The sequence below is a fragment of the Mycolicibacterium sp. CBM1 genome (genome assembly GCF_054073305.1).
Genome location: NZ_JBSXPP010000007.1, coordinates 123,592 through 138,503, shown reverse-complemented (window position 1 = coordinate 138,503; position 14,912 = coordinate 123,592). Strand labels below are relative to the sequence as shown.

The window sequence follows — 14,912 nt, the reverse complement described above, 5'->3', positions numbered from 1 at the left end:
CTCGCTACCGGCCGCGGGCCGGGCGGCGATTGATGGAGCGCGCCACCATGATCAGTCCGAACACGACCAGCGTGCCGATCACCGCGACGCCGACCCGTACCGGGACCGCGTCGGCCTCGGGCAGTATTGCCGAGGCCTTCGCGCTCACGGCGGATGCGGGATCCGGTTTAGGGGCCATCAGCGACGGGTCCGGGTCGATGAGCGTGCCGACCTTGGTTCCGGGAGCCGTGGCGAAGCCATAGTCGAGCAGATGGGCGGCCTGCTCCCACGGTGCGATCGGCTGACGGGTTCCGCGCATCAGGATCGCGACCAGCCGGCGGCCGTCCCGATTCGCGGCGCCGACAAACGTCTGGCCGGCGTCGTCGGTGTAACCGGTCTTGCCGCCGAGCGCCCCCGGATAGTTGTAGAGCAGCTTGTTGTCGTTCTCCAGCTCGTAGCCCGGGTGGTCGCCGTCCTCGCCCGGCTTGGCCGGGTGGCCCGGGAAGTTGTACTTCTCGGTGGCGACGATGTTCGCGAAAGTCGGGTTCTGCCAGGCGTATCGGTAGAACAGGCCGATGTCGTATGCCGAGGTGCTCATGCCCGGTCCGTCCAGCCCCGACGGCGTGGCCGCTCGGGTGTCCTGCCCGCCGAGTTTGCGGGCCAGCCCGTTGATCTTCTGCAGCGCGACGTCCATGCCGCCGAGTTGCACCGCCAGCGCATGCGCGGCGTCGTTGCCCGAGTGCATCAGCAGCCCGTGCAGCAGGTCGTTGACCGTGTAGCGGCCGCCCTCGTCGACTCCGACCCGGGTGCCTTCGGCGTTGGCGTCGTCCTGGGTGCCTTCGACGGTCTTGTTCAGCGGCAGTTCGTTGATCGACTGCATCGCGGTGAGCACCTTGATGATGCTGGCGGGCCGGTGCCGGGCGTGCGGGTCGCGCGCGGCGATGATGTCGCCGGTGTCCAGGTCGGCCACCACCCAGGACTCGGCGGAGACGTCGTCGGGAACCGGCGGTGTTCCGGCCGCGACGATCACTCCGCAGCCCGAGAGCGCGTCGCCGCCGACCGTCTTGGCCGGCACGGGCAGCGGTTGGGGCGGGTCGCCTGCCTCGGGAACCTCCGAGGAGTCGACGGCCGGCGGGGTGGTCACCCGATAGGGGCAGGTGTTGGGGTCCGGTGCCGCGTTCGGTTCGGCCCACGCGATCGCCGGGGTGCCGACGACGCAGAGCGCCGCTGCCACGGCGGCGGCGCACCGCGCGAAGGTTCTTGAGCTCGCCATCGACTGGCAGATTAGGGGATTGCGACGCCGAAACGACGGAGCCGCGCTGTTACTGGAGTGGTATTTGATGCAATTGTTAGCTTGGGAGCGGGCAGTGCGCCACCGCTGAATGCCCGATCGTGGCCAGCCACAGCCGGTCCTCCCGCTCGACGAGACCGGTGACGAGGCCGAACTGTGGATGACTCATCCGCACCCCCGACACGGCCGCGCCGGTGTCGGGATCGAAGGCCACCGCCCAGACCGTCGGCGCGATCTGCGGCTGCAATGTGTCGGGCAGTTTCCACAGCAGCGCGCGCAGCCCCGGCCAGCGTGGCGAGAGGAAATCGGCGGCCCCGTTGCGGGCCGAGACCATCGCGCACCAGATCCGCCCGTCGGCACCCGTCGACAAGTTGTCGGGCATGCCGGGTAGGTGCTGGGCCAGTGGTGTGACAGTGCCGCCCTGCGGCCCATCCAGCCAGTACTTCGACAGTCGGCGGGCCTGGGTCTCGGCGAACACCAGCGCCGAGCCGTCGGCTGTCGGCGTCAACCCGTTGGCGAAGTACAGGTGCTCGACGACAGTGGCCACCGTGCCGTCCGGGTCCAGCCGGAAGAGCGCGCCGTCACCGCGGGACTCCAAGATCGCACCCTTGAAGTGCTCGAAGCTAAACTTCGCCGTCGACTCGGTGAAATAGATTGTGCCGTCCGGCAATTCGGCCACGTTCGAGCAGAATTGCAGTCGCCGTCCCGCCACCGACTCGACGAGCACGGTGAGCTCGCCGGTGCCGCGGTCCATGGCTACCAGTCCGCCTGGGCTGGTAGCGATCAGCAGTCGCCCGTCGCGTGACACCGTCATGCCCAGCGGCCGTCCGGTCGTCGTGCCGACCGTCGTCGTCCCGCCATCGGCGTCGATGCGCACGACGCGGCCGTCGACCAGTCCGGTCCACAGCGCGCCGTCCGCGTCGAGCACGATGTCTTCGGGCTGCGCGCCGGGCAGCCCCACGATCGTCAGCTCCGCCGGCCCGAACTCGGGCAGCGGCGCCACCGGCGGCGGTTGCCACCGAACCGGGTCGATCGAGGGCTTGCCCGCCGCACTCACAGCAGGCGACTGGCCTCGCTGAGCACCCGGTGCAGAATGTCGTAGATCTCGTCGAACTCCTTGGGCCCGCTGATCAGCGGCGGAGCCAACTGCACGACTGGGTCGCCACGGTCGTCGGCGCGGCAGTACAGGCCCGCCTCGAACAAGGCCGCCGACAAGAACCCGCGCAGCAGCCGCTCGCTCTCGTCCTCGTTGAACGTCTCCCGGGTGGTTTTGTCCTTGACCAGCTCGATGCCGTAGAAGAACCCCTCACCGCGGACGTCGCCGACGATCGGCAACTCGAGCAGCTTCTCCAGAGTGGCGCGGAAGATCGGGGCGTTGGTCTTGACGTGGTCGTTGATGCCCTCGCGCTCGAAGATGTCGAGGTTGGCCAGCGCCACCGCCGAGGACACCGGGTGTCCACCGAAGGTGTAGCCGTGCCCGAACACGGTCTTGCCGTCGTTGAACGGCTCGAAGAGCTTGTCGCTGGCGATCATCGCGCCGATCGGTGAGTAACCCGACGTCATACCCTTGGCGCAGGTGATCATGTCGGGCTGGTAGCCGATGTCCTCACAGGCGAACATCGAACCGATGCGGCCGAACGCGCAGATCACCTCGTCGGAGACCAGCAGCACGTCGTACTCGTCGCAGATCTCGCGGACCCGCTCGAAGTATCCCGGCGGCGGCGGGAAGCAGCCACCGGCGTTCTGCACCGGCTCCAGGAACACCGCGCACACGGTATCGGGTCCCTCGAACTCGATCGCCTCGGCGATCCGGTCCGCGCAGTACTGGCCCCAGGCCTTGATATCGGTGTCGTACGGCGCGGGGGCGCGGTAGAAGTTGGTGTTGGGAACCCGGAAACCGCCCGGTGTCAGCGGCTCGAACGGCTTCTTGAAATCGGGCAGGCCGGTGATGGCCAACGCGCCCTGCGGGGTGCCGTGGTAGGCGATCGCCCGCGAGATGACCTTGTACTTGCCGGGCTTGCCGGTGAGCTTGAAGTACTGCTTGGCCAGCTTCCAGGCGCTCTCGACAGCCTCGCCGCCACCGGTGGTGAAGAACACCCGGTTCAGGTCACCGGGAGCGTATTTGGCCAGCCGATCGGCCAGTTCGATCGCCGGCGGGGTGGCATAGGACCACAGCGGGAAGAACTCCAGGGTCTCGGCCTGCTTGGCCGCCGCTTCGGCGAGTTCCTTGCGGCCGTGGCCGGCCTGCACCACGAATAGGCCCGACAGCCCGTCGAAGTACTTCTTGCCGTGGCTGTCGTAGATGTACACGCCCTCGCCGCGGCTGATGATCGGCGGCGTCAACCCGTTGCCGTGCCGAGCGAAGTGGCCCCACAGGTGGCGGTCGGCCTTTGCCGACAGCTCTGCTGTGAGGTCTTGCGTGGAGGTTGTCATCGTGTTCCCCAATTGTATTGTTGTTTAACGAGTTTGAGGTAGACCAAGGTTTCGGTCGAGGTCACCCCTGGCACGGCGCGGATCTCGGTGTTGAGCAACTCGAGTAGTTCCGCATCGTCCTCGCACACCACTTCTGCGATCGCGTCGAAGGTGCCCGCGGTGAGCACCACGTAGTCCACGGCGTCGATCTGCGCCAGCTTGTCGGCCACTTTGGTGGTGTCACCGGTGCAACGGATGCCGATCATCGCCTGACGGGTGAAGCCCAGTTGCAGCGGATCGGTCACCGCGACGATCTGCATCACCCCGGAGTCCACCAACCGCTGCACGCGCTGGCGCACCGCGGCCTCGGACAACCCGACGGCCTTACCGATCGCGGCGTAGGATCGGCGGCCATCTTGTTGCAGCTTCTCGATGATGGCCTTGGACATCTCGTCGAGCTGGACCGGCCCGTTGCCGCCGGCCCCGACCGCGCGGACGGGGAACCGACTGGCCGGTACACCCGAGTCGCGCATGCCCATGATTGTGCACGGAATCCGTTGTTTTAAGCAACGGGATCGATGAAATTGGTCGTGTCCAACCACTTGCACGGGGGGAATGCGTAGCAGCGCTGTGCCGGGTCGGTTACCGTGGTCCGGTGACCACGATCGCCTCCGACAAGACCCGAATTGTGCCCAGTAGCTGGATCGATGGTGCTCCGGTGGTGACCGGCGGCGCCCCGCACCGGGTGGTCAACCCCGCCGACGGCAGCGTCGTCGTGGAACTCGCATTGGCCCAGCCGGCCGACGTCGACACCGCGGTGGCCTCCGCTCGCGCTGCGCAGCGCGGCTGGGCAGGCGCCGCCCCTGTGCAGCGCGCGACCGTGCTGGCCAAGCTGGCCGAGCTCGCCGAGGCCCACGCCGAGGAGATCATCGCCGAAGAGGTCAGCCAGACCGGCAAGCCGGTGCGTCTGGCAGCAGAGTTCGACGTGCCCGGCAGCATCGACAACATCGCGTTCTTCGCTGGGGCGGCCCGGCACCTGGAGGGCAAGGCCACCGCGGAGTACTCCGGCGACCACACCTCCTCTATCCGCCGTGAGGCTCTCGGAGTGGTCGCGACGATCACGCCGTGGAACTACCCGCTGCAGATGGCGGTCTGGAAGGTGCTGCCCGCCCTGGCCGCGGGCTGCTCGGTGGTGATCAAGCCCGCGGAGCTGACACCGCTGACCACCCTGACGCTGGCCCGGCTGGCCACCGAGGCCGGCCTGCCCGACGGCGTGCTCAATGTGATCACCGGCGCGGGCGCCGACGTCGGCACCGCACTGGCCGGCCACCGCGACGTCGACGTCGTGACGTTCACCGGTTCCACCGCGGTGGGGCGACGGGTGATGGCCGCCGCCGCCGTGCATGGCCACCGCACCCAGCTCGAGCTCGGCGGCAAGGCGCCGTTCGTGGTGTTCGACGACGCCGACCTCGATGCCGCCATTCACGGCGCGGTGGCCGGGTCGCTGATCAACACCGGCCAGGACTGCACCGCCGCCACCCGCGCCATCGTCGCGCGCAACCTCTACGACGACTTTGTCGCCGGGGTGGCCGAGTTGATGAGCAAGATGGTCGTCGGTGACCCGCAGGATCCCGACACCGATCTGGGCCCGCTGATCTCGGCGGTGCATCGCGACAAGGTCGCCGCGATGGTCTCCCGGGCGCCCGGACAGGGCGGGCGCATCGTGACCGGTGGCGCGGCACCGGATCTACCCGGCTCCTTCTATCTGCCCACGCTGATCGCCGACGTCGCCGAGACCTCCGAGGTCTACCGCGACGAGATCTTCGGGCCGGTGTTGACCGTGCGCCCCCACGACGGCGACGACGACGCGTTGCGTCAGGCCAACGACACCGACTACGGTCTGGCCGCCTCGGCCTGGACCCGCGACGTCTACCGCGCGCAGCGCGCGTCGCGCGAGATCAACGCCGGGTGTGTGTGGATCAACGACCACATCCCGATCATCTCCGAGATGCCGCACGGCGGGGTCGGGGCGTCCGGATTCGGCAAGGACATGAGCGACTACTCCTTCGAGGAGTACCTCACCATCAAGCACGTGATGAGCGACATCACCGGAGTCGCCGAAAAGGATTGGCACCGAACGATCTTCAAGCTGCGGTAAGTGGCTGATCCGATTACCGTCGCGGCGCTGGCCACCCCGCACGCCCTGGCCACCGACGCGGGGTTGGACGTGCTGCGCGACGGCGGCACCGCCATCGACGCCGCGATTGCCGCGGCCGCGGTGCTCACCGTCGTCTATCCGCACAACGTCGCACTCGGTGGCGACCTGTTCGCGTTGATCCGGACCCCGGACGGGGAGGTCCGGTGCATAAATGCGTCCGGCTGGGCCGGTGCCGGGGTGGATGCGGCGGGCCTGCGCGCTCGGTACGGCGACTGGCTGCCGCCGCGCGGCGCCGCCGCGGTCACGGTCCCCGGCGGAGTCCGCGGCTGGGAGGCGATGCGCCGCTTCGGTTCTCGCTCATCGTGGAGTGCAACGTTGCTCGCCGCCCAACGGCTCGCGCGCGACGGGGTCCCCGTCGCGGCCTCGCTGGCCACCCACCTCGATGACGCCGAGAAGCACGACCTCGTCGGCACCGCGGACTTCGACCGGGTGTTCCGTCCCGGCGGTGCGCCCCTGCGGGCCGGTGAGGTGTTGCGCCAGCCTGCCCTTGCCGACACGTTCGCCGCGCTGCGGTCCGACGGGCCGGCGGCGTTCTACACCGGAGCGCTCGCCGAGCGCATGGTGGATCACCTGCGATCGCACGACTCCTGTCTGGTCCCGACGGATTTCGCCGACTTCCAGCCGGAGGTTCAGGCCCCGCTGAGCGCCGAGTTCGGTGAGCTCACCGTCTTGACGAGCCCACCGAACAGCCAGGGATTCCTACTGCTGCGGGCCCTCGCTGAGGTGCGGGCGGCCGGCATCGAGCGCCCGGTCGGCGACGGAATGGGCGAGCTGTTGCGGGCCTTCCACCGCGGCAACGCAATCCGCGATCACCAGCTGGCCGATCCGCGCTTCGCGGCGGTCGACATCGCGGGCATGGCACAACCCTCACCTGCTGGGTACGGCGCCGGGGCGGGCGTCCCGCGCGGGGACACCGTCGGCATCGCGGCAGCCGACGGTGAGGGCTACGCGGTCTCGTTGATCCAGAGCGTGTACTACGCGTTCGGGTCGGGTTTGATCGACCCCGTGACCGGTGTGCTCTTCCACAACCGCGGCTGCGGTTTCAGCCTGGATCCGGCGTCGCCGAACGTGATCGCGCCGCGCAAGCGGCCGGCACACACGCTGATGCCGGCGATGACGTCGCGCCACGGCCGAATCGGACACGTGCTGTCGACGATGGGTGGTCAGGGTCAGCCACAGATCCTCGCGCAGATCCTCCTGCACGAACTCGACGGCGCCGGTGCAATCGACGCGGTCGCGGCGCCACGCGCCATCGTCGGCAACCAGAGCGGCGGCGGCCCGGACACCGTGACGGTGGAGGCCGACCTGCCCGCGCCGGCGCTCGCCTCGATCCGGCAGGCGGGCTTCGACCCGGTCGAGGTTGCACCGCGGACCGAATCGCTCGGTCAGGCCAACGTGGTGTTCGTCGACGACAGGGGCGCCATGACCGCGGCGTCGGATCCCCGCTGCGACGGTGCTGCGGTGGTGCTCCACCGCCCCCGCCCGCTCGCGTGATGAGCAACGGCCTCGCTCGCGCCTTCGCGCGAAAACACCTGCAGGTGTGGCTGATGCTGGTGCTGACCTTCGTGACCGGGCTGCTCGACGCCGTCGGTTACCTCGCGCTGGACCGGGTGTTCACCGGCAACATGACCGGCAACGTGGTGATCCTCGGGATGGGCATGGCCGGTGAGGACGCATTGCCCGTCGTCGGCCCGCTGGTGGCGCTGGGCGCCTACGTGGTCGGCGCCGCGTTCGTGGGCAAGCTGCTGCGACGCCACCCCGGCGGGTGGCGACCGGTGGTCACCGCGGTGTTCGCCACGAGTGCGGTGGTGCTCGCCGCTGCGGCCACGGTGCTGACCGTCGTCCGGGTCAGCGGCGAGTCGGCCGTCGGGGTCGGTCTCGCCGCGACGCTCGCGACACTGATGGGCGCCCAAGCGGCCACGGCGCGCATGCTGGCCGTCGCCGATATCACCACGGTCGTGGTGACCTCCACGCTCACCGCTTATGCCAGCGAGACGTTGTTCGGTCCCGGCATGCTGTGGCTGACCCATCGTCGGTTCTGGGCGATCGTGGTGATCATCGCCGGCGCGTTCTGCGGTGCCTCGCTGCTGCGCCTCGATGCCGGATATCCGGTCTACCTCGCGGCCGTGGCCACCGCCGCGGTGGCGGTGGCCGGCCATCGGATGTGGTCCTAGGCTTGCGGGCCCCGGGTGAACTCCTCGCCGGTCTCGGGGTTGAGGGCCGTCTCACCCGGCGGCAGGTTCGACAGGTCGGGTGAGATGACCGTCGGCATGTCACCGGAGTCCGGCAGCCCGAAGTGCGCCTCGACCGCGGTCGCCGGCGTCAGCACCAGATCGGCGCTCGAGCGCCGCGACAGGGTGCGGCCGCGGAAGAAGTCGGGCGACATCAGCCACCACACGCCCATCAGGATCACGCCCAGCACCAGCGCGCCGATACCGACGACCGCGACCGCGCCGTAGCCGAAGATCGTGACGTTGTTGCCGTCGTCGTCGGTGAGCCAGTCCGGCTTGGCGTACTGGATGAGCCCGTAGGCGAACACGACCAGCAGGATCAGGCCGCCTGCCAGCGGCACCACCCCGCGCATGACGAAATCGCGCAGGTTCTTGGTGAGGTCCTTGCGGTAGAACCACACGCAGGCGAATCCGGTCAGGCCGTAGTAGAAGGCGATCATCAGACCGACCGAACCGATCAGTGCCGAGAGCAGGTTGGAGCTGATCAAGGTGAACAACACGTAGAACCCGATGGACACCGCGCCCATGACGATCGTCGAGGTGGTGGGGGTCAGGTAGGTGCGGTGGATCTTGGCGAACGACGTCGGCAATGCCCGGTAGACGCCCATCGACAGCGTGGTTCGTGCCGTCGGCAGGATCGTCGTCTGGGTCGACGCCGACGCCGAGGTCAGGATCGACGCGGACAGCAGCAACAGGCCGATCTTGCCGAGGATGCTGTCGCCGAACAGGTCCGGGCCGATCGCGGCGAAGGCATCCGCGGCGTTGTCCGGGTTGCCCAGTCCGATGCCGTCGGTGCCGGTGCCCGCGAAGGCGATCGCGGCGACGCTCACCAAGGCGTAGGTGGCCAGTAGCAGGAAGGTGGAGATGACCGCCGCGCGTCCCGGTGTGGTGCCCGGGTCCTCGGACTCCTCGTTGCAGGCGACTGCGGTGTCCCAGCCCCAATAGATGAAGATGGCCGTGAGGATGGCCGGGGCGATGACGGTGCCGAAGTCCAGCCCGCCCGGCCAGAACCAGGACAGCGACGGGTGCAGCGAGTACGTCTCGGCCTTGCCCGCGTACACCTTGATCAGCGCCACGATGGAGAACACCACCAGCACCACGAGCTCGATGCCGAGCAGGCCGTACTGGATGCGCGCCGACACCTCGATGCCGCGGTAGCAGATGTAGGTCATCACGACGATCCAGATGACGCCGGCGACCGTGGACCACAGCGTGCTGCTGGCCAGCTCGGCCGCTGAGCTCCAGCCCAGGTCTCCGGCGAAGGTGAAGGAATAGGCCCCGGCGATCTGTGCCAGGTTGGCCATCACGATGACGTCAGCGGCGATGATGCCCCAGCCGCCGAGCCAGCCGATCAGCGGTCCGAACGCCCGCGATGCCCAGGTGAACGTGGTCCCGCAGTCCGGCTCGGCCTTGTTCAGCTCCTGGTAGGCCACCGCGATCATGTACATCGGGATGAAGGCGATCAGCACGATGGCCGGTGCTTTGACACCGGCCAGCAGCGCGCCACCACTGGCGACGATCAGCCCGAGGGTCGCAGCCAGGGAGTAGGCCGGGGCCGTCGAGGCCATGCCGACGACGATGCTGGACACCAGCCCCAGCGCACCGCCCTTGAGACCCTTGCTCTCGACGGAATTGGACGGAACGGGCGCACCCGGCTCGAGCGTCAGCTCGCCTTTGCTCATGGCATCTCCTGCTTGAACGCCTGAATTGACGGAGATGAGAGTACGATTTCAGTCGCCAATCCGCTCTGAAACTACGGATTTGTTTTCATTCAGGTAATACGGCGATGGAATCAGTCGCCGGACGACCGTGCGCGGCGGTCACATCTGCACGAATGTTCTCCACCCCGGCGCGCCACGTCAACTCGACCGGCAATATTGAGTTGACAACCTAACTAGTCGGCTAGGGTGCTCAGTTGTGGATTTCGACCTCGACGCCGGTCAGCGCGCATGGTTGGCCGAGGTCCGGGAATTCCTGCGCGAGAACGTCACTGACGCCCTGCGCGCCGAGATTGCCGAACACAATCTGGAACATCCCGGCGGGGAGGCGGCCGCTTTCCGTCGCAAGATCGGCGCGAAGGGCTGGTTCGGGCTGAATTGGCCGACCGAGTATGGCGGCCTCGGGCTCGGTCCGGTGCACCTGCACCTGTTGATGACCGAGTTCGAGTACTGGGGAGTTCCCGGTCCGGATCTCACGGTCACCTCGATCGCGCCGATGATCATGCGCCATGGCACCGAGCAGAACAAGCGCGAGTTCCTCCCGCTGATCGCCCGCGGCGAGATGACCTGTGCCCTGGGCTATTCCGAACCGGATGCGGGCACCGACCTGGCTGCACTGCGGACCCGGGCGGTCCGCGACGGCGACGAGTGGGTGATCACCGGGTCCAAGATCTGGAACAGCGAGGCGCAGTCCTCGACCCATGAGTGGCTGTGTGTGCGGACCGATCCGCACGCGCCGCGACACCGGGGTATCTCGGTGATCGTGGTGCCGGTGGACAGCCTCGGCGTCCGCATCCGGCCGCTGATCGCCTGGTCGGGCTACCGCACCAACGAGGTGTTCTTCGACGAGGTACGGGTGCCGGTCACCAACCTCGTCGGTGAGGAAAACCGGGGCTGGTCCTACATCACCGGTGCCCTGGACCTGGAGCGCGGAGCGTTGACCAACGCCGGCGACCTGCGCCGTGCGCTCGACGAGCTGCAGGTTCTGGCCCGGATGCCGCGCCGCGACGGTTCGATCCCGCTCGACAACCCCGGGTTCCGGCGGCGACTCGCTCAGGCCGAGGCCGACGTCGAAGTCGCCGGCCTGATGGGCTACGAGGCGTCCTCACTGCTCGACGACGGCGTGATCCCCACCGTCGAGGTGAGCGTCGAGAAGGTGTTCAGCAGCGAACTGCGCCAGCGCATCGCCGATCTGGGAATCGACCTGCTGGGCGCAGAGGGTCTGCTGGCATACCGCAATCCGGAGGCGCCCGCCGGTGGACGATTCGAGAAGCTGTACCGCTTCGCACCGCTCATGCGCTTCGGCGGCGGCACCAACGAGGTGCTGCGCGACGTGATCGCCCAGCGTGGCGACGGTATGCCCTCGTATGGGAGATGACATGAAACTGGTTGCCGGGCAGGACGAGTGCGATCTGGCGGCGAGTCTGCGCGGGCTGCTGGCCGCGGGCCGCGCCGACCTGTGGAGCGATCTGGCCGCGGCGGGAGTGATGGGGCTCGGCCTGCCGGAGGCCTTCGGTGGATCCGGCGGCACGCTCTTAGACCTGGGCATCTTCGCCCGCGAAGCGGGCCGCGCGCTGTGCCCGGTGCGGGTGCACAGCACGGTGGCCGCCGCGCACGCCGTGCACATGCTCGGTGGCGACGAGTCCTGCCGCCGCTGGCTGCCCCAACTGGCGTCAGGCCGGCTCGCGGGCGCGACAGCACTGTGGAATCCCAACGACGCCTCCGACGTCACCGCTACCGTGCGCGCTGATCCCAATCGCGACGGCGGGTGGCGGCTCACCGGCACAGCCGATTTCGTCTCCGACGCCGATACCGCCGACGTGATCGTCGTCTCCGGCGCCGACCCGTCGGGTGCCACCCTCGGCTTCGTCGTCGGGCTGCGCAATGACGGCGTGACGATGCGCGCCTTGGACCTGATGGGGGGCCATCGGGCGTCCTGCGTGCGCTTCGACGGGGTGCGCGTCGACGATGTGCTTTCCGGTGGCGCGGCTCTGGACGAGGGCGAACTGCGCCGTGCCGCCAACGCCGCGGTGGCGCTGACGTCGCTGGACCTGGTTGGGGTGGGGGAGGCCGTGCTCGAACGCACGGTGCGCTACACCACCATGCGCCACCAGTTCGGCCGGCCGATCGCCTCGTTCCAGGCCGCCCAGCACCTGGTGGCCGATATGCACATCACCTTGTCCGCGGCCAGGCTTGCCGCCCAGTCGGCACTGTTCTGGATCGGGGCGGGCCGCAGTGCGGTCCGCGAAACCGCCGTTGCCCGAATGCAATCGGCCACCGCTGCCAAGTACGCCACCCTCGATGCCCACCAGCTGCACGGCGGGATGGGCTACGTGGTGGAGACCGACCTGCACCTGTGGTCCGAGCGCGCCAGGGTCCTCTCGACGCTGGGCGGTGGCGCCGACATCGCCGCAACCTGGCTCGACGGCGACCCGGTGGGCCGGGCCGCTGTCGCCGAACGGCTGCGGCGATGTCGGCGTACGAGCGAGAGCCTGGCCGACCGGCAGACCGCCGCGCGCGGCGGCGGCGTCAGCGCGCGAACATCAACGCGCGCTTGACTTCCTGAATTGCTTTAGTCACCTCGATACCGCGCGGGCAGGCGTCGGTGCAGTTGAACGTGGTGCGGCAGCGCCACACCCCGTCGACGTCGTTGAGGATGTCGAGCCGCTCGGCGGCTCCCTCGTCGCGGCTGTCGAAGATGAAGCGGTGGGCGTTGACGATCGCGGCCGGACCCGCGTAGGAGCCCTCGTTCCAGTACACCGGGCAGCTCGTCGTGCAGCACGCACACAGGATGCACTTGGTGGTGTCGTCGTAGCGGGCCCGGTCGGTCGGGCTCTGGATCCGCTCCCGGGTCGGCGCGTTGCCGCTGGTGATCAGGTACGGCTTGACCGCGCGGTAGGCGTCGAAGAAAGGCTCCATGTTGACCACCAGATCCTTCTCCACGGGCAGCCCGCGGATCGGTTCGATGGTGATGGTGAGCGGCTTGTCCTTCTTGGGCAACAGATCCCGCATCAGCACCTTGCAGGCCAGCCGGTTGACCCCGTTGATCCGCATCGCGTCGGACCCGCACACGCCGTGGGCGCACGAGCGGCGGAAGGTCAGCGTGCCGTCCAGGTAGCTCTTGACGTAGATCAGCAGATTCAGCAGCCGGTCACTGGGCAGGCACGGCACCCGGAAGCTCTGGAAGCCGGCGCTGTCGGGATCCTCCGGGTTGAACCGGGAGATCTTCAACGTCACCATCACCGCCCCGTCCGGGATCGGCGGGAGTGCGGGTTCGCGGGTGTCGACCTCTGGCGAAATCGTCATCAGTACTTGCGCTCCATCGGCTCGTAGCGGGTCTGCACCACCGGCTTGTAGTCCAGCCGGATGTCACTGAGCAGATCCGTGCCTTCCTTGTACGCCATGGTGTGGCGCATGTAGTTGGTATCGTCCCGGTTCGGGTAGTCCTCACGGGCATGCCCGCCGCGGGATTCCTTGCGGTTGAGCGCACCCACGACGGTGACCTCGGCCAGCTCGAGCAGGAAGCCCAGCTCGATGGCCTCGAGCAGGTCGCTGTTGTAGCGCTTGCCCTTGTCGTGCACGGTGATTCGCGAGTACCGCTCCTTGAGCCCGTGGATGTCGGTCAACGCCTGCTTGAGCGTCTCCTCGGTACGGAACACCGCGGCGTTGTTATCCATCGACTGCTGCAGCTCGCTGCGGATGTCGGCGACACGCTCGTTGCCGTGCTCGCTCAAGATGTTGGCCACCCAGTCGACCACCATGGCCGCCGGGCTCTCCGGCAGATCGACGAAGTCGTGGCCCAGCGCGTAGTTCGCGGCCGCGATGCCCGCGCGGCGACCGAACACGTTGATGTCCAACAGCGAATTCGTGCCCAGCCGGTTGGCGCCGTGCACCGAGACGCACGCGCACTCACCGGCGGCGTACAGGCCCGGCACCGTGGTGGTGTTGTTGAGCAGCACCTGCCCGGTGATGGTGGTCGGGATGCCGCCCATGACGTAGTGGCACGTCGGATAGACCGGCACCAACTCCTTGACCGGGTCGACGCCCAGGTACGTGCGGGCGAACTCGGTGATGTCGGGCAGCTTGGCCTCGAGCACGTCCTCGCCGAGATGGCGCACGTCGATGTAGACGTAGTCCTTGTGCGGCCCGGCGCCGCGGCCTTCGAGCACCTCGAGCACCATCGAGCGGGCCACGATGTCGCGCGGGGCCAGGTCGACGATCGTCGGGGCGTAGCGCTCCATGAACCGCTCACCCTCCCCGTTGAGCAGCCGGCCGCCCTCGCCGCGCACCGCCTCGGAGATCAGGATGCCGAGACCGGCCAGGCCGGTCGGATGGAACTGGTGGAACTCCATGTCCTCCAAGGGAAGTCCCTTGCGGAAGATGATGCCCAGCCCGTCGCCGGTGAGTGTGTGGGCGTTGGAGGTGGTCTTGTACATGCGACCCGACCCGCCGGTGGCGAAGACGATGGCCTTGGCGTGGAAGATGTGGATGTCGCCGGTTGCCAGCTCGTAGGCGATCACCCCGGTGGCCACCGGGCCGCTGGGAGTCTGGGTCAGCGCGATGTCGAGTGCGTAGAACTCGTTGAAGAACTCCACGTCGTGCTTGACGCAGTTTTGGTACAGCGTCTGCAGGATCATGTGGCCGGTGCGGTCGGCGGCGTAACAGGCCCGGCGCACCGGGGCCTTGCCGTGATCGCGGGTGTGCCCGCCGAACCGGCGTTGGTCGATGCGGCCCTCGGGGGTCCGGTTGAACGGCATCCCCATCTTCTCCAGGTCCAGCACGGCGTCGATGGCTTCCTTGCACATCACCTCGACGGCGTCCTGGTCGGCCAGGTAGTCACCACCCTTGACGGTGTCGAAGGTGTGCCATTCCCAGTTGTCTTCCTCGACATTGGCCAGCGCCGCGCACATACCGCCCTGGGCAGCGCCGGTGTGGCTGCGGGTCGGGTACAGCTTGGTCAGGACCGCGGTGCGGGCACGTGGGCCCGCCTCCACGGCGGCGCGCATACCGGCGCCGCCGGCACCGACGATCACGACGTCGTAGCGGTGTTCGGTGATCATGTT

The 14,912-nt window shown here is 68.3% G+C and carries 11 protein-coding genes and 1 pseudogene; 5 read left to right on the top strand and 7 right to left on the bottom strand.

Going from position 1 to position 14,912, the window contains the following annotated elements:
- Positions 1 to 4 precede the first annotated feature (4 nt).
- The 4 genes and pseudogenes from ACXDF8_RS12170 to ACXDF8_RS12155 form a co-directional block, all read right to left on the bottom strand.
- A complete protein-coding gene (locus ACXDF8_RS12170; RefSeq protein WP_457223512.1) occupies positions 5 to 1,252 on the bottom strand; it encodes a D-alanyl-D-alanine carboxypeptidase family protein in 1,248 nt (415 codons plus the stop codon).
- Positions 1,253 to 1,328: 76 nt separating this feature from the next.
- Positions 1,329 to 2,327, bottom strand: a complete 999-nt coding sequence (locus tag ACXDF8_RS12165; protein ID WP_457223511.1) for an SMP-30/gluconolactonase/LRE family protein — start codon at positions 2,325 to 2,327, stop codon at positions 1,329 to 1,331.
- A complete protein-coding gene (locus tag ACXDF8_RS12160) occupies positions 2,324 to 3,703 on the bottom strand; it encodes an aspartate aminotransferase family protein (RefSeq protein ID WP_457223510.1) in 1,380 nt (459 codons plus the stop codon). Before ACXDF8_RS12160 ends, ACXDF8_RS12165 begins: the two co-directional genes overlap by 4 nt.
- Positions 3,700 to 4,143, bottom strand: a pseudogene (locus tag ACXDF8_RS12155) (Lrp/AsnC family transcriptional regulator); the annotation flags it as partial. The pseudogene ACXDF8_RS12155 and the gene ACXDF8_RS12160, both read right to left, overlap by 4 nt.
- Before the next feature lie 194 nt (positions 4,144 to 4,337).
- Here ACXDF8_RS12155 and ACXDF8_RS12150 point away from each other — a divergent pair.
- Genes ACXDF8_RS12150 through ACXDF8_RS12140 form a run of 3 tightly spaced genes read left to right on the top strand, consistent with a single transcriptional unit; the run spans position 4,338 to position 8,074 of the window.
- On the top strand, positions 4,338 to 5,840 hold the full coding sequence (locus tag ACXDF8_RS12150) for a gamma-aminobutyraldehyde dehydrogenase (RefSeq protein WP_457223509.1): 1,503 nt from the start codon (positions 4,338 to 4,340) through the stop codon (positions 5,838 to 5,840).
- Positions 5,841 to 7,394: a gamma-glutamyltransferase family protein gene (locus ACXDF8_RS12145; protein ID WP_457223508.1), complete on the top strand. Its 1,554-nt coding sequence runs from the start codon at positions 5,841 to 5,843 to the stop codon at positions 7,392 to 7,394.
- Positions 7,394 to 8,074 carry a YoaK family protein gene (locus ACXDF8_RS12140; protein WP_457223507.1) on the top strand — a complete coding sequence of 227 codons (681 nt, stop codon included), beginning with the start codon at positions 7,394 to 7,396 and terminating at the stop codon, positions 8,072 to 8,074. The genes ACXDF8_RS12145 and ACXDF8_RS12140 overlap by 1 nt, the downstream gene beginning before the upstream one ends.
- Here ACXDF8_RS12140 and ACXDF8_RS12135 read toward each other — a convergent pair.
- The gene (locus ACXDF8_RS12135; RefSeq protein ID WP_457223506.1) at positions 8,071 to 9,813 is read right to left on the bottom strand and encodes an APC family permease; all 1,743 of its coding nucleotides are present in this window, start codon (positions 9,811 to 9,813) and stop codon (positions 8,071 to 8,073) included. The genes ACXDF8_RS12140 and ACXDF8_RS12135 overlap by 4 nt on opposite strands.
- A 235-nt stretch (positions 9,814 to 10,048) precedes the next feature.
- Here ACXDF8_RS12135 and ACXDF8_RS12130 point away from each other — a divergent pair, with 235 nt between their 5' ends.
- On the top strand, positions 10,049 to 11,227 hold the full coding sequence (locus ACXDF8_RS12130) for an acyl-CoA dehydrogenase family protein (protein WP_457223505.1): 1,179 nt from the start codon (positions 10,049 to 10,051) through the stop codon (positions 11,225 to 11,227).
- Position 11,228: 1 nt separating this feature from the next.
- Positions 11,229 to 12,407 (top strand): acyl-CoA dehydrogenase family protein, encoded by a 1,179-nt coding sequence (locus ACXDF8_RS12125; protein ID WP_457223504.1) that lies wholly within the window; start codon positions 11,229 to 11,231, stop codon positions 12,405 to 12,407.
- On the opposite strand, the gene ACXDF8_RS12120 is transcribed toward ACXDF8_RS12125, so the two are convergent.
- The gene (locus ACXDF8_RS12120) at positions 12,379 to 13,155 is read right to left on the bottom strand and encodes a succinate dehydrogenase iron-sulfur subunit (RefSeq protein ID WP_457223503.1); all 777 of its coding nucleotides are present in this window, start codon (positions 13,153 to 13,155) and stop codon (positions 12,379 to 12,381) included. The genes ACXDF8_RS12125 and ACXDF8_RS12120 overlap by 29 nt on opposite strands.
- Positions 13,155 to 14,909 (bottom strand): succinate dehydrogenase flavoprotein subunit, encoded by a 1,755-nt coding sequence (sdhA, locus tag ACXDF8_RS12115; RefSeq protein WP_457223502.1) that lies wholly within the window; start codon positions 14,907 to 14,909, stop codon positions 13,155 to 13,157. Before sdhA ends, ACXDF8_RS12120 begins: the two co-directional genes overlap by 1 nt.
- Positions 14,910 to 14,912: the final 3 nt, after the last annotated feature.